This is a genomic window from Thauera sp. JM12B12, assembly GCF_039614725.1.
GTDB lineage: Bacteria > Pseudomonadota > Gammaproteobacteria > Burkholderiales > Rhodocyclaceae > Thauera.
In genome coordinates, this window is sequence record NZ_CP154859.1 from 3,979,107 (window position 1) to 3,996,032 (window position 16,926).

The 16,926-nt window shown below is 69.8% G+C and carries 15 protein-coding genes; 8 read left to right on the forward strand and 7 right to left on the reverse strand.

What is annotated here, in order from left to right:
- Positions 1 to 18 precede the first annotated feature (18 nt).
- Positions 19 to 969, forward strand: a complete 951-nt coding sequence (gene paaX, locus AAG895_RS18045) for a phenylacetic acid degradation operon negative regulatory protein PaaX (RefSeq protein ID WP_345793351.1) — start codon at positions 19 to 21, stop codon at positions 967 to 969.
- Positions 970 to 1,046: 77 nt separating this feature from the next.
- Here paaX and paaY read toward each other — a convergent pair whose 3' ends face one another.
- Positions 1,047 to 1,664, reverse strand: a complete 618-nt coding sequence (paaY, locus tag AAG895_RS18050; RefSeq protein ID WP_345793352.1) for a phenylacetic acid degradation protein PaaY — start codon at positions 1,662 to 1,664, stop codon at positions 1,047 to 1,049.
- 80 nt (positions 1,665 to 1,744) lie between these two features.
- Between paaY and AAG895_RS18055 the strand changes: the two genes are divergently transcribed.
- The 6 genes from AAG895_RS18055 (at position 1,745) to AAG895_RS18080 (ending at position 8,271) form a co-directional block, all read left to right on the forward strand.
- On the forward strand, positions 1,745 to 2,563 hold the full coding sequence (locus AAG895_RS18055; RefSeq protein ID WP_345793353.1) for an IclR family transcriptional regulator: 819 nt from the start codon (positions 1,745 to 1,747) through the stop codon (positions 2,561 to 2,563).
- A 167-nt stretch (positions 2,564 to 2,730) separates the two neighbouring features.
- Positions 2,731 to 3,879, forward strand: coding sequence for an ABC transporter substrate-binding protein (locus AAG895_RS18060; protein ID WP_345793354.1), 1,149 nt, complete (start codon positions 2,731 to 2,733; stop codon positions 3,877 to 3,879).
- A 124-nt stretch (positions 3,880 to 4,003) separates the two neighbouring features.
- Positions 4,004 to 5,041: a branched-chain amino acid ABC transporter permease gene (locus tag AAG895_RS18065; protein ID WP_345793355.1), complete on the forward strand. Its 1,038-nt coding sequence runs from the start codon at positions 4,004 to 4,006 to the stop codon at positions 5,039 to 5,041.
- Entirely contained in the window at positions 5,038 to 6,831 is a 1,794-nt protein-coding gene (locus AAG895_RS18070) for a branched-chain amino acid ABC transporter ATP-binding protein/permease (RefSeq protein WP_345793356.1), read from the forward strand. Before AAG895_RS18065 ends, AAG895_RS18070 begins: the two co-directional genes overlap by 4 nt.
- Before the next feature lie 14 nt (positions 6,832 to 6,845).
- Complete coding sequence (locus tag AAG895_RS18075; protein WP_345793357.1) at positions 6,846 to 7,643, forward strand: ABC transporter ATP-binding protein; 798 nt, start codon at positions 6,846 to 6,848, stop codon at positions 7,641 to 7,643.
- Between the two features lie 28 nt (positions 7,644 to 7,671).
- Positions 7,672 to 8,271 (forward strand): hemerythrin domain-containing protein, encoded by a 600-nt coding sequence (locus tag AAG895_RS18080; RefSeq protein WP_345793358.1) that lies wholly within the window; start codon positions 7,672 to 7,674, stop codon positions 8,269 to 8,271.
- 81 nt (positions 8,272 to 8,352) lie between these two features.
- On the opposite strand, the gene AAG895_RS18085 is transcribed toward AAG895_RS18080, so the two are convergent.
- Positions 8,353 to 8,934: a phasin family protein gene (locus tag AAG895_RS18085; RefSeq protein ID WP_345793359.1), complete on the reverse strand. Its 582-nt coding sequence runs from the start codon at positions 8,932 to 8,934 to the stop codon at positions 8,353 to 8,355.
- A 143-nt stretch (positions 8,935 to 9,077) separates the two neighbouring features.
- Here AAG895_RS18085 and AAG895_RS18090 point away from each other — a divergent pair, with 143 nt between their 5' ends.
- Entirely contained in the window at positions 9,078 to 9,731 is a 654-nt protein-coding gene (locus AAG895_RS18090; RefSeq protein ID WP_345793360.1) for a hypothetical protein, read from the forward strand.
- Positions 9,732 to 9,804: 73 nt separating this feature from the next.
- Here the strand turns inward: AAG895_RS18090 and AAG895_RS18095 are convergent, their stop codons facing one another.
- The 5 genes from AAG895_RS18095 to AAG895_RS18115 all read right to left on the reverse strand — a co-directional run bounded on the left by AAG895_RS18095 (position 9,805) and on the right by AAG895_RS18115 (position 16,920).
- Positions 9,805 to 10,605 carry a proteasome-type protease gene (locus tag AAG895_RS18095; protein ID WP_345793361.1) on the reverse strand — a complete coding sequence of 267 codons (801 nt, stop codon included), beginning with the start codon at positions 10,603 to 10,605 and terminating at the stop codon, positions 9,805 to 9,807.
- A gap of 46 nt (positions 10,606 to 10,651) precedes the next feature.
- Positions 10,652 to 11,599 carry an alpha-E domain-containing protein gene (locus tag AAG895_RS18100; protein WP_345793362.1) on the reverse strand — a complete coding sequence of 316 codons (948 nt, stop codon included), beginning with the start codon at positions 11,597 to 11,599 and terminating at the stop codon, positions 10,652 to 10,654.
- 37 nt (positions 11,600 to 11,636) lie between these two features.
- Positions 11,637 to 13,067: a circularly permuted type 2 ATP-grasp protein gene (locus tag AAG895_RS18105; protein ID WP_345795334.1), complete on the reverse strand. Its 1,431-nt coding sequence runs from the start codon at positions 13,065 to 13,067 to the stop codon at positions 11,637 to 11,639.
- A 147-nt stretch (positions 13,068 to 13,214) separates the two neighbouring features.
- Positions 13,215 to 14,153, reverse strand: coding sequence for a transglutaminase family protein (locus tag AAG895_RS18110; protein ID WP_345793363.1), 939 nt, complete (start codon positions 14,151 to 14,153; stop codon positions 13,215 to 13,217).
- 10 nt (positions 14,154 to 14,163) lie between these two features.
- Positions 14,164 to 16,920, reverse strand: coding sequence for a circularly permuted type 2 ATP-grasp protein (locus AAG895_RS18115; protein WP_345793364.1), 2,757 nt, complete (start codon positions 16,918 to 16,920; stop codon positions 14,164 to 14,166).
- Between the last annotated feature and the right edge of the window lie 6 nt (positions 16,921 to 16,926).

The window sequence follows — 16,926 nt, forward strand, 5'->3', positions numbered from 1 at the left end:
CGCCTGGCCCATCGATCCGTGACGAACTCCATTCAGGACCGCCTCGAAGCATTCCGCAAGCAGGACCGCGTGCAGGCGGGGTCGCTGATCGTTTCCGCCTTCGGTGACGCCGTCGTGCCGCGCGGCGGTCGCGTCTGGCTGGGCAGCCTGATCCGGCTGCTCGAGCCCCTGGGGCTCAACGAGCGTCTGGTGCGGACCTCTGTATTCCGCCTCGTGCGCGACGAGTGGCTGGCCAGCGAACCCTGCGGCCGGCGCACGGACTATCTGCTCACTGCTTCCGGGCTGCAGCGCATCGAGGACGCCTCGCGCCGCATTTACGCCTCGAGCGCACAGGGCTGGGACCGGCGCTGGCGCCTGGTGTTGACGGTTGGCGAGCTCGTCGCGAAGGATCGCGAGCGCCTGCGCCGCGCCTTGTTCTGGCAGGGCTTCGGCACCCTGAACGGCGACTGCTTCATTCATCCGAGTGCCGACCTGATCGCGTCCTTCGATGCCCTCGTCGGCGAGGGGCTCGGCGCGCTCGTACCCAAGCTCAAGCCGCTGCTGGCGGCCGATGCCGCGCTCGGCGCGGCGGCAAGTGATGCCGAACTCGTTCGCGCAGCGTGGAATCTGGAACGCCTGGCCGCCACCTATCGCGATTTCGTCGCCTGCTACCAGCCGGTTCTCGCGCAGCTGCGCGACGGCGCGGGCGACTGCGACGACGAGAGCGCCTTCCTCGTGCGCATCCTGCTGATCCACGACTATCGCCGCCTGCTGCTGCGCGACCCCGGCCTGCCCGACGTGCTGCTGTCCGCCGACTGGCCCGGACAGCGCGCCCGCCTGCTCTGTCGCGAACTCTACCGGCGCCTGCTGACGCCGTCCGAGCGCCACCTCGAGGCGCACTTCCAGCTCGCCGACGGGCGCACGCCCGAAGCCTCGGCGCAACTGCTCGAACGCTTCCAGGACGCCGACCCGCTGCGCGACACGGCCTGATCGCGGCGCCACGACGCCGCGGCCCCTGCTGCGGATGGCGGTCGGCCCGCGAACAGCCTGCACGGCCGCGCCCTGCCTCAGCCTTCCTTGCGCCGCAGTTCCACCAGCGGCACCACCTCGGGCATGTGGATGCGCGTGCGTCCGGGCTCGACCGCCACCAGGGGCGTGGTTTCCTGCATCGTCGCCAGGCTGCGGCGCGAGAGGTCCTGGTAGGTCGCAGTGCCGGCACTCTTCCAGCGGATCTCCTCGTCCGACAGCGGACGGATCACCTTCGCCGGCATGCCCGCGACCAGCACGCGCGGCGGAATCTCCACGCCCGCCTTGACGAAGGCAGAGGCGGCGACGATCGATGCCTCGCCGATCACCGCGTTATCCATGATCACCGCATTCATCCCGACCAGCGCGTTGCGACCGATCCGGCAGCCATGCAGCACCGCACCGTGGCCGATGTGGCCATCCTCCTCGACCACCGTATCGGTACCGGGGAAGCCATGCATCACGCAGGTGTCCTGGATGTTGGACCCGCGCTCGAGGATGAGCCGCCCGAAGTCGCCGCGCAGGCTCGCGCACGGGCCGACATAGCAGCCGGGGCCGACGATCACGTCTCCGATGAGCACCGCCGAGGGGTGCACGTACGCGCTCGGATCCACCACCGGCACGATGCCGTCGATCGCATAGACTTTCAGCTGGGTCATTGCTTTTCTCCTCAGTTCGGACTTATGTTACATATAAAGAAAATAATTCTTCAATAAGTAATTTTATGATCACCGCCCTCATGAACGACGAACTCGACGGCAAGCACGGCGTGCAATCCCTCGAAGTGGGCATGAGCATCCTGCGCGCAATGGTCAGCGGCAAGCGCTCGATGATGCTCAAGGACATCGCCCAGGCCGCGGACATGCCCCCGTCCAAGGCCCATCGCTACCTGGTGAGCCTGATCCGCTCGGGCCTCGTCGAGCAGGACCGGCTCACCTCCCGCTACGACCTCGGCCCCTTCGCGCTCAACCTCGGTCTCGTCGCCCTCGACCGCGTGGACCGCATCCGCCTCGGTCTCGCCGCGATCAGCGAGCTGCGCGATCTCACCAACGAGACGGTGGCCCTCGCAGTGTGGAGCGATCGCGGCCCGGTCGTCGTGCGCTGGGAGCGTCCGCGGCGGCCGATCACCGTCAACGTGCTCACCGGCACCCACCTGAGCCTGCTCGGCTCGGCCGCCGGCCGCGTGTTCGCGGCATGGATGCCTGCGTCGCAGACCGAGGAGCTGCTGCGCCAGGAGCTCGCTTCAGGCCGGGTGCCGCCCGGCGTCGCCACGCTCGAGGACGCCCGCCGCCTGCTCGCCGAGGTTCGCGCGCAAGGCCTCGCCGTCATCTCGAGCGGCTATTTCGCCCGCGGCGTCGAGGCCGCAGCCGGCCCGGTGTTCAACTTCAAGAACGAAATCAACATGAGCATCGCGGTCGTCGGCGTCGAGGGCACGCTCGACCTGACCCCCGATGGCTCGACCCTCGCCGCGCTGCGACACGCCTGCGCCGAACTTTCGGTACGCCTGGGCTCGACCAGCACCGACGCCGGTCGCGCGGGCGGTCCGGCCGTGACCTGAGGCGCGCGGCCTAACCGATACATTTTTTTTGCTTGACTGGCTCTTTTGTATCATTTCTAATTCCCAGAACCAGTTCCCTATTTCAGAATTACCGCCACCCGAGCGGGCGCCAACGACACGCCGGAACAGGCGCACCGGCAAACGGCACCACCACTGGAGGAGACACCATGAAACTGCGCAACACCCTGCTGGCCGCCCTCGGCCTCGCTTTCGCCGCCACCGCCGCCCAAGCCGAGATCAAGGTCGGCGTCGTGCTGTCGGCCACCGGTCCCGCAGCCTCGCTCGGCATCCCCGAGAAGAACACGATCTCGCTGCTGCCCACCACGATCGGCGGCGAAAAGGTCAGCTACATCGTCCTCGACGACGCCTCCGACACCACCACCGCGGTCAAGAACGCCCGCAAGCTGGTCGCCGAGGACAAGGTGGACGTCATCATCGGCTCCACCACCAGCCCGGCCTCGCTCGCCATGGTCGACGTCGCCGCCGAGACCCAGACGCCGATGATCTCGATGGCCGCCTCCGCCCGCATCGTCGCGCCGATGGACGACAAGAAGCGCTGGATCTTCAAGACGCCGCAGAACGACCAGCAGATGGCCTCCGCGATCATCGAGCACATGGGCGCCAGCAACATCAAGAAGGTGTCCTTCATCGGCTTCGCCAATGCCTATGGCGAGGGCTGGTACGAGCAGTTCAAGAAGCTGGCCGAAGCCGCCGGCATCGAGGTCGTCGCCAACGAGCGCTTCAACCCCGCCGACACCTCGGTGACCGGCCAGGCGCTCAAGCTGATGTCGGCCAAGCCCGATGCGGTGTTCATCGCCGGCTCCGGCACCCCGGCCGCATTGCCGCAGAAGACCCTGCGCGAGCGGGGCTACAAGGGCCCGATCTACCAGACGCACGGCGTCGCCAACAACGACTTCCTGCGCATCTGCGGCAAGGACTGCGAAGGCACGCTGCTGCCGGTCGGCCCGGTGCAGATGGCACGTAGCCTCCCGGACAGCCACCCGGTGAAAGCCACCGCGCTCGCCTACGTCGAGAAGTACGAGGCCGCCTACGGCGCCGGCTCGGTGTCGAGCTTCGGCGGCTACGCATGGGATGCCGGCGTGCTGCTCGAGGCCGCCGTCCCCAACGCCCTCAAGACCGCCAAGCCGGGCAGCACCGAGTTCCGTGCCGCGCTGCGCGACGCGCTCGAGGGCGTCAAGGAAGTCGCCGGCGCGACCGGCATCTACACGATGAGCGCCGAAGACCACCTCGGCCTGGATGAGCGCTCGCGCGTGATGATCGAGATCCGCGACGGTCAGTGGTCGCTGCTGAAGTAAGCACCTGAGCGGGCGCAGGGCGCGCGAGCGCCCCGCGCCCGCTTTGCTTCGCCGGCGCACGGCCGGCGCAAGGAATCAAGAGCAGCCGGCGGTCGATGGCGGCCGGCACGCACGAGGCATATCCATGGATTTGACAATTGCACTGATCCTGGGCCAGGACGGCATCACCAACGGTGCGATCTACGCGCTGCTGGCGCTGGCGCTGGTGCTGGTGTTCGCGGTCACGCGGGTGATCTTCATCCAGCAGGGCGAGTTCGTGGCCTACGGGGCGCTGACGCTGGCGATGATGCAGTCGGGCACGGTACCGGCCACGGTGTGGCTGCTGGTGGTGATGGGGGTGCTGGTGAGCGCGCTCGACGGCGCCAAGGCCCTCAAGGCCGGGCAGCTGCAGCGTGCCGCGGGCGTGGCGGGCTGGAACCTGGCCTACCCGCTGGCGCTCGCCGGGCTGCTCTGGGCGCTGCCGGCCAACGAGCTGCCGCTGGCGCTGCAGGTGATCCTGACGCTGGCGATCGTGGTGCCGATGGGGCCGATGATGTATCGCCTGATGTACCAGCCGATCGCCTCCGCCCCGGTGCTGATCCTGTTGATCGTCTCGGTGGCGGTGCATATCGCCATGGTCGGCCTCGGGCTGCTCTTCTTCGGGGCCGAAGGCCAGAGGACGCCGTCCTTCAGCGACGCCAGCCTCGAGCTCGGTCCGCTGATGGTCTCCGGGCAGACGATCTGGGTGCTGGTGGTGTCGGTGCTGCTGATCGTGGCGCTCTACCAGTTCTTCGAGCGCACGCTCTACGGCAAGGCGCTGCGCGCGACCGCGATCAACCGCGTCGGCGCGCAGCTGATGGGGATCTCGCCCGCGCTCGCCGGCAAGCTCACGTTCTTCCTGGCCGCCTTCATCGGCGCGCTCTCGGGCGTGCTGATCGCCCCGATCACCACGATCTACTACGACACCGGCTTTCTGATCGGCCTGAAGGGCTTCGTCGCCGCGATCATCGGCGGCCTGGCGAGCTACCCGCTGGCCGCGGCCGGCGCGCTCGTGGTCGGGCTGCTCGAGGCCTTCGCCTCGTTCTGGGCCAGCGCCTACAAGGAAGTCATCGTGTTCACCCTGATCATTCCCGTGCTGCTGTGGCGCTCGCTGCGTAGCCACCACGTGGAGGAAGAAGAATGAGAACCGACCGTCTGGTGCTCGGCGCCTTCCTCGCGCTGCTGCTGGCGGTGCCGGCGATCCTGTCGCCGTACTACGTCACCCTGTTGAACTACATCGGCCTGTATGCGATGGTCGCCCTGGGCCTGGTGCTGCTGACCGGCGTGGGGGGCCTCACCAGCTTCGGCCAGGCCGCCTTCGTGGGCCTGGGGGCGTACACCACCGCCGCGCTCACCACCGCCACCGATCTGCCGGCGTGGATCGCCTGGGTGGGGGCCTCGCCCTGGCTCACGCTGGTGGCGGGGCTGATCCTCACCGCGGTGGTCGCGGTGCTGATCGGCTCGCTCACACTCAAGCTCTCGGGCCACTTCCTGCCGCTGGGCACGATCGCCTGGGGCATCAGCCTGTATTTCCTCTTCGGCACCATGGCGAGCCTGGGCGGGCACACCGGCATCACCGGCATCCCGGCGATCAGCCTCTTCGGCTGGACGCTGGACGACGGCGGCGAGATCTACTACCTGATCTGGGCCTTCCTGCTCGTGGCCATGCTCACCACCCACAACCTGCTCGACTCGCGCGAGGGTCGTGCGATCCGCGCCTTGAAGGGCGGCCGGGTGATGGCCGAGGCGATGGGCGTCGATACCGGCCGCGCGCGCATGATCATCTTCGTGATCGCGGCGCTGCTCGCCTGTGCCTCGGGCTGGCTGTACGCGCACATGCAGCGCTTCGTGAACCCGACCCCGTTCGGCGTGCATATCGGCATCGAGTACCTCTTCATGGCGGTGGTCGGCGGGGCCGGCTACGTGTGGGGGGCGATCGTCGGCGCCGGCGTCATCACCGTGCTCAAGCAGTGGCTGCAGGACTGGCTGCCCACCTTGCTGGGGGCGAGCGGCAACTTCGAGATGATCGTGTTCGGCTTCCTGATGGTGCTGGTGCTGCACCGGGCGCGCGAGGGCCTGTGGCCGATCCTCAAGAAACTGGTGCCGATGCGCGCCATCCACAAGACGATCGATGCGAACGCCGAGACCCTGCCGCGGCGCACGCTGCCCAAGGCGGGCGAGCTGATCCTCGAGGCGAAGAACGTCACCCGCAAGTTCGGCGGTCTGGTCGCCAACAACGACATGAGCCTGGAGGTGCGCGCGGGCGAGATCCTCGCGCTCATCGGCCCCAACGGCGCGGGCAAGAGCACGATGTTCAACCAGATCTCGGGCGTGGACACCCCGACCTCGGGCGAGGTGCTGTTCCTGGGCAAGCCGGTGGCGGGCCACGACTCGCGCGAGATCGCCCGCATGGGCATGAGCCGCACCTTCCAGCACGTGAAGCTCTTGCCCACGATGACCGTGCTCGAGAACGTGGCCATCGGCGCGCACCTCAGAAGCGGCAAGGGCGTACTGAGCTCGGCCTGGCGCCTGGACCGCGCGGAAGAGGCGCGCATCCTGAAGGAAGCCGCGTACCAGATCGAGCGCGTGGGCCTGAAGGAGCACATGTATGAGGAAGCCGGCAGCCTGGCGCTGGGCCAGCAGCGCATCCTCGAGATCGCGCGCGCGCTGTGCGCCGACCCGTGCCTCTTGCTGCTCGACGAGCCGGCGGCCGGCCTGCGCTTCAAGGAGAAGCAGGCGCTGGGCGATCTGCTCAGGAAGCTGCGTGCCGAGGGCATGGCCACGCTGATCGTCGAGCACGACATGGACTTCGTGATGAACCTCGTGGATCGGGTGGTGGTGATGGAGTTCGGCCAGAAGATCGCCGAGGGGCTGCCCGACGAGATCCAGAAGAACCCGGCGGTGCTCGAGGCCTATCTGGGCGGCGTGGAGTGAGCGAGGAGAACGCGATGACACAGCAGCAAACGCAAGCCAGCGCCGCGGCCTCGAATGCGGCCGCAAAGAACCCGGTGCTCGAGGTCAAGGACCTGTGCGTGTCCTACGGCAAGGTCGAGGCGCTCACCAACGCCAGCCTCACCGTGGGCGAGGGCCAGATCGTGACCGTGATCGGCCCCAACGGCGCGGGCAAGACGACGATGCTCTCGGCGATCATGGGCGTGCTCGGCTCCAAGGGGCGGGTCGCCTTTGACGGCACGCTCGAAGTGGTGCCCGAGGTCGAGCGCATGGTGGCGCGCGGCATGAACCTGGTGCCCGAGAAGCGCGAGCTCTTCGGCGAGATGAGCGTCGAGGACAACCTGATCCTGGGCGCCTTCCAGCGCTACCGCTCGGGCAAGCGCGACCACGGCCAGACGCTCGAAGAGGTCTATGCGCTGTTCCCGCGCCTGAAGGAGCGCCGCGACCAGCAGGCGGGCACGATGTCCGGCGGCGAGCGCCAGATGCTGGCCGTGGGCCGCGCGCTGATGGCCAAGCCGAAGCTCCTGATGCTGGACGAGCCCAGCCTGGGCCTGGCGCCGCTGATCGTGCGCGAGATCTTCCGCATCATCAGCGAGCTGCGCCGGCGTGGCGTCTCCATCCTGCTCGTCGAGCAGAACGCGCGCGCCGCGCTGCAGGTGGCCGACTACGCCTACGTGCTCGAGACCGGCCAGATCGCGATGCAGGGCCCGGCGCACGAACTGGCCGACGATCCGCGCGTGATCGAGGCCTATCTGGGCTTTGGCGGCAAGCACCAGGCGATGCTGTCGACCTGAGCCCGACCCAACAGAAAAGGACACCCCCATGGACGCGATGCGCATCCTGATGGACGAACACCAGTCGCTGGCGGCGATCATCCACGCCATCCGCCACATGATCGGCGAGATCGGCGCGGGCCGCCTGCAGCCGGACCACAAGCTGCTCGAGGCGATGGTGCACTACCTGGACGCCTACCCCGAGAAGCGCCACCACCCCAAGGAGGATGAATTCCTCTTCGGCCCGCTGCGCGCGCGCACCCACGACGCCGACGCCGCGCTCGACCGCCTCGAAGCCGAGCACGCGCAAGCCGACGCCCGCATCGCGGTGCTCGCGGCCGCGGTCAAGGGCTACGCCCAGGACCCGGCCCACTTCGAGGCCTTCAAGGCCGCCTTCAACGACTACGCCGCCTTCTACCGCACCCACATGATGACCGAGGAGCGCGAGGTGCTGCCGCTCATCCGCAAGCACTTCACCGCCGAGGACTGGGCGCGCGCCAACGCCGGCTTCATCGCCGACGACCCGCTCTCCGGCACCCGCGCCACCGCGCGCGCCGGCGAGGAAGACTTCGCGCACATCTTCTCCAGGCTCGTGGCCGCCGCTCCGGCACCGATCGGGCTCGGCGCAGGACCGTACAAGGCGGACTGAGCCCGGCGCGCCAGGGGCAGGATCAAAAAAAGGCCAGCCCGTCGGGCTGGCCTTTTTTTCGTGCGCAGCACGCTGTCGTCGTCAGGCGGCGCTCTTGATCATCGACACGGTCGCACGCGCGGTCTTCTCCACCGCCTCGACGGTCACGGCAGCAGCCTGGTCGGCGTTGGCCTGCGCGGTCTCCGAGACCTGGCGCGCCACCTTGGTCGCGCCCTCATAGGCGGACGAGGCGTTGGCGACCGCGGTCCTGAGCGCCTTGACGGCGAACTCGGAGCCGGCGGGCGCGCTGCGGTTCAGGGTCTCGAGGGTGACGATGACGACCTGCAGCCACTGCGACATGCCAGCCTCGACGAGCTTGAGCACGTCGGCCTGGGCCTGGCCGGCGAGCGCGCCGACGGTCTTGCAGTAAGCGTAGCTCTTCTGCAGCGCCGGCGTGATGGCGCCGACCTGCAGCTCGACCAGCGTCTTCGGGTCGCGGGCGGCAGCCACGGCCTGGCCGAGGGCGATGGCGTCGTCGAGCACGGCGCGGGTGGTGTTGAGGTTGAGTGCGGTCAGGTGCTCGACGGCGGAGAGCACGCTGTCGCCGGCGGCGGCGAACTCACTGACGCGGGCTTCGGCGGTGCTGCGGGCGGTGGCGAGCATTTTCTCGGGCGAGGTGTTCATGGTGTACTCCTTCGGTTGGGTGACACCGCAGCGCTGAGACGGTGTGTTGGGACGGCTCTATGTTGCACTGCAACATAGACAGATGCAAGACCCTTCAGCCAGGAACGTTGTTTTCCATCCACGTATCGCATGGATACTCGTCGATGAAGCTCTCCTCCTTCCAGATCCTTGCCCTGGTGCTGTGCTGGCTGACCTACGCGGGACTGCATTCCCTGCTCGCCGCGCTCGGTTTCAAGCGCCGGCTGCTGGCGCGCTGGCCGGCGCTCGCGCCCTCCTACCGGCTCGCCTACAACCTGCTCGCGGTCATCCTGCTGCTGCCCCCGCTGTGGCTCACCCTGGCGTGGGGCGGACCGCTGCTGTGGTCCTGGCAGGGGCCGTGGGCGTGGGTGGCATACGGTCTCGCGCTCGCCGCGGCCGGCGGCTTCCTGTGGTCTACCCGCTACTACGACATGGCGGCGTTCAGCGGCAGCGCCCAGTGGCGCGCCGGGCATCGTGGCGCCGAAGACCCCGGCGGGCTGCGCCTGTCGCCGCTGCATCGCTACGTGCGCCACCCCTGGTACAGCCTCGGCCTGGTGATCCTGTGGACCCGCGACATGGACGAGGCACGCCTGGTGAGCACGCTCTGCATCAGCCTCTACCTGTGGTTCGGTTCCCTGCTCGAAGAACGCAAGCTGCTCGCCTGCCACGGCGAGGCCTACGCGCGCTACCGCCAGCGCGTCCCGGGCCTCATCCCCCTGCCCGGACGCGCCCTCTCCGCCGAGGAGGCGCGCACGCTCGAACGGCTCGGTCGCCGCTAGGCAGCCGGCGGCCTGCCGGCTCCAACCGCGCGCGCCGGAATGCGCGGATCGCGGCCGGCGGCGCATCGCAGCCTCAAGCGCCCTCGCGACCCGCGGGCTTGGCGACCACCTCCATGCGCGGCACGGCCTGCCCCTCCGCCGGCCACAGGCCCCAGTCCGGATTGGGCAAGGTGTTGAAGACCCGACGCAGGCTGGCGCCCCATTCCTTGTGGATCATGTCGAAGTACGGATTGTCCCAATCCACGCTGACGTGGCGGGCGACGCGCAACTCGTCGCGGCGATAGATCAGCAGGTCGAGCGGCAGCCCGACCGACAGGTTCGAGCGGATCGTCGAGTCCATCGAGATCAGCGCGCACTTGGCGGCCTCGTCGAGCGAGGTCTTGCAGGTAACGATGCGATCCACGATCGGCTTGCCGTACTTCGACTCGCCAATCTGGAAGTAAGGCGTATCGACCGACGCCTCGATGAAGTTCCCCGCCGCGTAGATGTTGAACAGGCGCGGCGGCTCGTCGCCGATCTGGCCGGCGAGGATGAAGCTGGCGTTGAAATCGACGCCGAACTGCTTGAGGGCCTCGGCGTCCTGCCGGTGCACGTTGCGGATGGTCTCGCCGACCAGGCGGGCGCATTCGAACAGCGTCGGAGCATTCCACAGGCTGTCGCGGTCCTGCACCGCGGCATGCTCGCGCAGCAGGCTGATCACGGCCTGCGTGATGGCGAGATTGCCGGCGCTCATCAGCACCAGCACGCGATCGCCCGCGCGCTCGAACACGGTCATCTTGCGGAAGGTGTTGATGTGGTCGACGCCCGCGTTGGTGCGCGAGTCGGACAGGCAGACGAGCCCCTCGTCGAGGCACATGGCGACGCAATAGGTCATGGATTCAGTCCGTCGAGTTGAGTGCTCCGGCGCTGCGCGGCGGCGCTCAGGCAGCGACCGGGACCAGGAAATTATCGCCGATGCTGTCGCCCAGGCGGTTGATGCGAACCAGAAAACGCTCCAGCCAGGGGTGCAGGCCGGCGTCGAAGATGTCGTCCATGCGCCCGTAGTGCAGCGTGGCGTGCAGTTCGCCGGCCTGGCGCGCGGCCTCGGCCGAGTGCAGGTTGGCGATGTCGCCGAGGATGTCGTTGATCTCGTCCAGGCAGGCATGCAGCGAGCGCGGCATCGCGTGGTTGAGGATCAGCAGCTCGGCGACCTTGTACGGCGTGATCACGTCGCGATAGACGTGGCGATAGGTCTCGAAGGCCGACACCGAGCGCAGCAGCGCGCCCCACTGGTAGAAGTCGGTCGAGCTGGTGAGGCCCTCGGCCTTGGGCAGCAGGCTGTGGTACTTCACGTCGAGCAGGCGCGCGGTGTTGTCGGCGCGCTCGAGGAAGGTGCCCAGGCGCACGAACTTGAAGGCTTCGTCGTGCAGCATGGTGCCGAAGGTGACGCCGCGCAGCAGGTGGGAGCGGAACTTCACCCACTCGAAGAACTCGCCCAGATCCATGCCCTGCAGCTTCTGCGGCGTCATCTCGCGGATCTCGAGCCAGGTCGCGTTGGTGGTCTCCCACATCTCCGAGGTCAGCGTGCCGCGCACCGAGTGCGCATTCTCGCGCGCCGCGCGCAGGCAGTTCCACACGCTCGACGGATTGTCGCGGTCGAGGACGACGAACTCGATCACGTCGCGCGCGGTGAGCGGACGGCCGGTGCGCGCGAAGGCGTCCGACAGCTCGCTGATGTCGAGGATCGCGGACCAGCCCTCGGTGTCGCCGCCGTTGGTGCCGGGCAGCAGCGACATGCGATAGGAGACGTCGAGCATGCGCACGGTGTTCTCCGCGCGCTCGGTGTAGCGGGCCATCCAGTACAGGTGATCGGCGGTACGGCTCAGCATGGGATTCTCCTTGCGGAATTCTGCGTATGCGGGCGGCTCAAGCCACCACCCAGGTGTCCTTGGTGCCCCCGCCCTGCGAGGAGTTGACCACCAGCGAGCCGGCCTTGAGCGCGACCCGGGTGAGCCCGCCCGGCACCATGCGGATCTCCTTGCCGCCGGAGAGCACGAAGGGGCGCAGGTCGATGTGGCGCGGCGCGATGCCGGCATCGACGAAGGTCGGGCAGGTCGACAGCGACAGGGTGGGCTGGGCGATGTACTTCTCGGGCGCGGCGAGGATGCGCTGGCGGAACTCCTCGATCTCGGCCTTCGTCGCCGCCGGCCCCACCAGCATGCCGTAACCGCCGGCGCCATGGACCTCCTTGACCACCAGCTCGGGCAGGTGGGCGAGCGTGTAGGCGAGGTCGTCGGGCTCGCGCAGCATGTAGGTGGGCACGTTGTTGAGGATGGGCTCCTCGCCGAGGTAGAAGCGCACCATCTCCGGCACGTAGGGATAGATCGACTTGTCGTCGGCCACGCCGGTACCGACCGCGTTGGCCAGCGTCACCCGGCCGGCGCGGTAGGCGGACATCAGGCCGGGCACGCCGAGCATCGAGTCGGGGCGGAAGACCTCGGGGTCGAGGAAGTCGTCGTCCAGCCGGCGGTAGATCACATCGACCCGCTTCGGCCCTTGGGTGGTGCGCATGTACACCGTGTCGTCCTTGACGAAGAGATCCTGGCCCTCGACCAGCTCCACCCCCATCTGCTGGGCGAGGAAGCTGTGCTCGAAGTAGGCGCTGTTGAAGGCGCCCGGCGTCAGCAGCACGGCGGTGGGATCGAGCACGCCGGCCGGCGCCACCGCGCGCAGGGTTTCGAGCAGCAGGTCGGGGTAGTGCTCGACCGGCTGCACGTCGTAGCGCGAGAACAGGTCGGGGAAGAGCCGCATCATCATCTTGCGGTTCTCGAGCAGGTAGCTCACCCCCGAGGGCACGCGCAGGTTGTCCTCGAGCACGTAGTACTCGCCCTTGCCGTCTGCGCCCGCCGCGCGCACCAGATCGATGCCGGCGATCATCGCGTACAGCCCGCCGGGCACCTCGACGCCGCGCATCTCGGCGCGGAACTGGGCGTTGTCGAGGACCTGGTCGGCGGGGATGCGGCCCGCGCGCAGGATCTCCTGCCCGTGGTAGATGTCGGCGAGGAAGGCGTTGAGCGCGCGCACGCGCTGGCGCAAGCCGGTCTCGAGCGCGCGCCATTCATCGCCCGGGATGATGCGCGGCAGCAGGTCGAAGGGGATCAGGCGTTCCTTGCCGCCGTCCGCGCCATAGACGTTGAAGGTGATGCCGACGCGGTGGAACGCGAGGTCGGCCTCCTTGCGCTTGCGCGCGATGTTCTCGCGCGGGGTGTGCGCGAGCCAGTCGGCATAGGGCTGGTAGTGCGCACGCACCGTGCCGTCGGCGGCATGCATTTCGTCGTAGGGCTTTGCGGCGGTCATGTTGTGGTCTGCGCTCATGGTTGGACTCCCGTCCACCAGGCTCCAGCAGAAAGCGTGCCAAGCCTGCGGGACACGCAAAACCGTGCGCCGCGAAGGGTCGTCGCGCCGTGCACCGCCTTGGTGCGCACCACGATGGAATGCCACGCATCAATCTGGTGCGCGCTCGTCCTCGGTCTCGCCCGCCTCCACCGGCATGACGGTGACGGCGACCTCGGCCGCATGGCCACCACCGCCGAGGATCACGCCGCGCAACGGACACACGTCGCCATAGTCCCGCCCCCAGGCCAGGGTGATGTGGCCGGTGCCGGGCTGCAGGTCGTTGGTCGGATCGACGTCGACCCAACCCACGCCGGGGCACCACAGCGACACCCAGGCGTGCGATGCGTCGGCGCCGATCAGCCGCGGCTGGCCGGGCGGCGGCTCGGTGAGCAGGTAGCCGGAGACGTAGCGTGCCGCGAGGCCAAGCGCGCGCAGGCAGGCGATCATCAGGTGGGAGAAGTCCTGGCACACCCCATGCCGTGCGGCGAAGACCTCGGCCACCGGGGTGGCGACGCTGGTCGCCGTCGGGTCGAAGCGGAAGTCGGCGTGGATCCGGGCCGACAGCGCCAGCAGGGCCTCGAGCACCGGCCGCCCGGGGGTGAAGCATTGCAGTGCGTAGTCGGCGTAGCCCGCCGCCTCGTCGCCGAGCGGCACGAAGGGCGAGGCAAAGCGGTACTGCCCGGCGTCACGCGCGTCGGCCTGCAGCGGCGCGTGGCCGGAGAGGCCGTCGCGCAGGCGGTCGCGCGCTGCCTCCCAGGGCGGGCTCGACGCCGGCTCGGGCCAGGCCGCCGCGTCGACGCGGATGCGGCTGCACGCGCGCACCGCAAGCCGCGTGTGCGGGGCGTGCAGCGCGAAGGCGGTCACCGGGTTGCCGAAGAAATCGCTGCGTTCGCTGCGGTCGGCCGGCGCCGGGTCGATCTCGAGCCGGTGCCAGCAGGTGTGCTGGCCGGCGCGCTCGCGCGGACGCAGGTGGGCGATCTGCTGCGACAGCATCACCGCGCTGTCGTAGCGGTAGGTGGTGTCGTGGAGGATGTCGTAGCGTGCCATCGCCGCCGCCCTACAGCGACACCGTCGCCCGGCTGCGGGCGTCGAGGTGGGTGAAGTAGCGCTGCGCGAGCGCATCGGCGAGCTGGTTGCCGCTCGCCCAGATGTCCGCCAGTACCTGGCGCAAGGGCTCGCAGGCCGTGGCGTGGCTGGCGCCGGCGGCGGAGCGTCCGTGCGCGAGTTCGCGCACGAAGCAGTCGCACAGCGACAGCGCATCGAGGGCCGCCAGCCGCGCGCGCAAGGGCTCGGCCAGCGCCGCGCCGTCTGGCAGCAGGGCGACGTGCTCGGCGAGCGAGTCGAGCTGGTAGCGCAGCGCGCGCGGGTTGTCGCCGTCGAGCATCACCAGCTCCGCCACCGGCTGCGGCGCCAGCCCGCGCGCGTGGCGGCTGCGATAGCGCAGCTCGGCATCGGCGACCCCGAGCAGGGCCTTGAGCCCGCCCGCGCAGGGTGCGAGCAGCAGCGCCGACAGCGCGGCGGCGAGGAACTGAAGGCGCTCGATGCGCCGCCCGATCGACAGGAAGCGCCAGCCGGCGTCGCGCGGCATGCTCTCGATGACGAAGCCCGACAGCGTGACCAGGGACAGCAGCGACTCGTCCAGGCGCTGCAGCGCGTCGCCCGGCCCGGGCGCTGCCGCGGGCGCGGCGGCGAACTCCGACAGCCGGTTGTAGATCCGCCAGCTGTCCGGCGACAGGCGGTCGCGCAGCAGCGCCGCCAGGCGCAGCACCTGGCGCAGGTTGGCGACCACGCTGCCCGCGAGCGCGGGGTCGAACAGCGCCTGCGCGAGCACCGCGGTCGGCGTCGCCCGCTGCGCGGAGGCGGGGACGCGCTCGACGTTCGCCGCCGGCCGCGCACGCGCTCCCTCGTGCCCGGCAGCAACTGAGGCGGCGGCCTCCTGCCGGGGCTCCGCGGTCGTCGCGGCAGCCTCGCCGGGCGCAGCGGGAATCATGCCGCGTTGCCGGCACAGTGCGATCAGCACGGTGGCGAGCTCGTCGTCTCCGCCGTCCTCGGCGGAACCCTCGCGCGCCCCGCCCCCCGCGCGCACGCCCGCGTCGACCGGCGCGCTCAGGCGGATCAGCGTCTCACGGCCGAGGCGCGCGGCGGCGTCGGCGCGCTCGCTGTAGCGGCCGAGCCAGAAGAAGTTCTCCGCCACCCGGCTCGACAGGCTGAGGTCGCGCGCGCCGTGCGCGGGCGGGGCGATCTGTCCGGGGACGATGCGCGGCGCCGGGCGCGGGCGCGCGGGCGAGGCGAGCACCCAGGCGTCCTTGCTGGCGCCGCCGTGCTGCATCGACACGATGCGCATGTCGGACTCGGACGCCACCCGGGTGAGCCCGCCGCGCAGCACGCGAAAGCCCTCGGGGCTGGCCGCGGCGAACACGCGCAGGCCGATGTTGCGCGCCACCAGCGCGCGCGCGCGACGGTCGTCCGCCACGCGTTCGCCGGGGGCCTCGCCGTCCATCGCCAGCACCGGCGCCTGCGAGATGTTCACCATCTCCTGCGCGACGAAGTCGAAGGGACGCGCCGCGATCCGCGCCGCCAGCGCCTCGAGCTCGGCCGCCGGCAGGTCGCGGCAGAACACCGGCCCGGCATTGAGGGTCGGGTAGGCGGGCTTCACCACCAGCTCGCGCAGGTGCTTGAGCGCGTAGGCGCAGGCTGCGGGCTCGCCACACCACCAGGTCGCCACCGAGGGCATGCGCAGCTTGCTGCCGAGCAGCTGCTCGCACAGCCGGGGCAGGTAGCCGAGCAGCGCGCCGGTCTCGAGGATGCCGCTGCCGAGCGCATTGGCCACCGTCACCGTGCCGGCGCGCACCGCCGCCACCAGGCCGGCGACACCGAGCGCCGAGTCGTCGCGCAGCTCGAGCGGGTCGCACCAGAGGTCGTCCACCCGACGCAGGATCACATGCACCCGGCGCAGACCGTCGAGGGTGCGCAGCCAGACCTTGTCGTCGCGCACGGTGAGGTCCTGGCCCTCGACGAGCGGGAAGCCCAGCTCGCGGGCGAGGAAGGCGTGCTCGAAGTAGGTCTCGTTGTAGGGGCCGGGCGTCATCACCACGATCAGCGGGTCCTCGCCGGCGGCTGCAGCGTCGGCGGGGGCGAGCTCGGCGAGACTGTCGCGGAAGCCCTCGAAGAAGGGCACCAGCGGCTCGACGCCGGCGGCACGGTAGAGCTCGGGCAGCACGCGCGCGACCACGCTGCGGTTCTCCAGCGCGTAGCCGGCGCCCGAGGGCGCCTGGGTACGGTCGGCCACCACCCACCAGCGCCCGTCGGGCGAACGCGCGAGGTCCACGGCGTAAAGGTGCAGGAAGCGCCCGCCGGCCGGCTTCGTCCCCACCAGCGGACGCAGGAAGCCGCTGTGGCCGTAGATCAGCGCGGGCGGGATCAGGCCCTGGTCGAGCAGGGTCTGCTCACCGTAGAGGTCGGCGAGGATGCGGTCGAAGAGCGTGGCGCGCTGGATCACCGCCGCCTCGATCTGCGCCCACTCCGCGGCGGGCAGGATGTAGGGCAGCAGGTCGAGCTCCCACGGCCGCTCGAAGCCGCGCGGGTCGGCATAGACGTTGTAGGTGATGCCGTTCTCGTGCACCTGGCGGCGCAGCGCGGCGCGGCGCGCCGCCAGCTCGGCGCGCGGCATGGCCTCGAGGGCGCGGTGGAACTCGCGCCAGTGCGGCCGCACCACCACCACGCTGCCGATGCGCTGGCACAGCTCGTCGTAGCGGTCGGGCCGCGCGGCGTAGCCGGCGAGCAGTTCGGGCGGGCTGTGCGGCTGGACCTGCATGGCGTG

Excerpts from the sequence above, each read along its gene's own strand:
- AAG895_RS18095 (WP_345793361.1), bottom strand. The coding sequence starts at position 10,605 with ATGACCTATTGCGTCGCCATGTGCCTCGACGAGGGGCTCGTCTGCCTG.
- AAG895_RS18075 (WP_345793357.1), top strand. The coding sequence starts at position 6,846 with ATGACACAGCAGCAAACGCAAGCCAGCGCCGCGGCCTCGAATGCGGCC.
- AAG895_RS18060 (WP_345793354.1), top strand. The coding sequence starts at position 2,731 with ATGAAACTGCGCAACACCCTGCTGGCCGCCCTCGGCCTCGCTTTCGCC.
- AAG895_RS18080 (WP_345793358.1), top strand. The coding sequence starts at position 7,672 with ATGGACGCGATGCGCATCCTGATGGACGAACACCAGTCGCTGGCGGCG.
- AAG895_RS18115 (WP_345793364.1), bottom strand. The coding sequence starts at position 16,920 with ATGCAGGTCCAGCCGCACAGCCCGCCCGAACTGCTCGCCGGCTACGCC.
- AAG895_RS18085 (WP_345793359.1), bottom strand. The coding sequence starts at position 8,934 with ATGAACACCTCGCCCGAGAAAATGCTCGCCACCGCCCGCAGCACCGCC.
- AAG895_RS18070 (WP_345793356.1), top strand. The coding sequence starts at position 5,038 with ATGAGAACCGACCGTCTGGTGCTCGGCGCCTTCCTCGCGCTGCTGCTG.
- AAG895_RS18110 (WP_345793363.1), bottom strand. The coding sequence starts at position 14,153 with ATGGCACGCTACGACATCCTCCACGACACCACCTACCGCTACGACAGC.
- AAG895_RS18105 (WP_345795334.1), bottom strand. The coding sequence starts at position 13,067 with ATGACCGCCGCAAAGCCCTACGACGAAATGCATGCCGCCGACGGCACG.
- AAG895_RS18090 (WP_345793360.1), top strand. The coding sequence starts at position 9,078 with ATGAAGCTCTCCTCCTTCCAGATCCTTGCCCTGGTGCTGTGCTGGCTG.
- AAG895_RS18065 (WP_345793355.1), top strand. The coding sequence starts at position 4,004 with ATGGATTTGACAATTGCACTGATCCTGGGCCAGGACGGCATCACCAAC.
- AAG895_RS18055 (WP_345793353.1), top strand. The coding sequence starts at position 1,745 with ATGAACGACGAACTCGACGGCAAGCACGGCGTGCAATCCCTCGAAGTG.
- paaY (WP_345793352.1), bottom strand. The coding sequence starts at position 1,664 with ATGACCCAGCTGAAAGTCTATGCGATCGACGGCATCGTGCCGGTGGTG.
- AAG895_RS18100 (WP_345793362.1), bottom strand. The coding sequence starts at position 11,599 with ATGCTGAGCCGTACCGCCGATCACCTGTACTGGATGGCCCGCTACACC.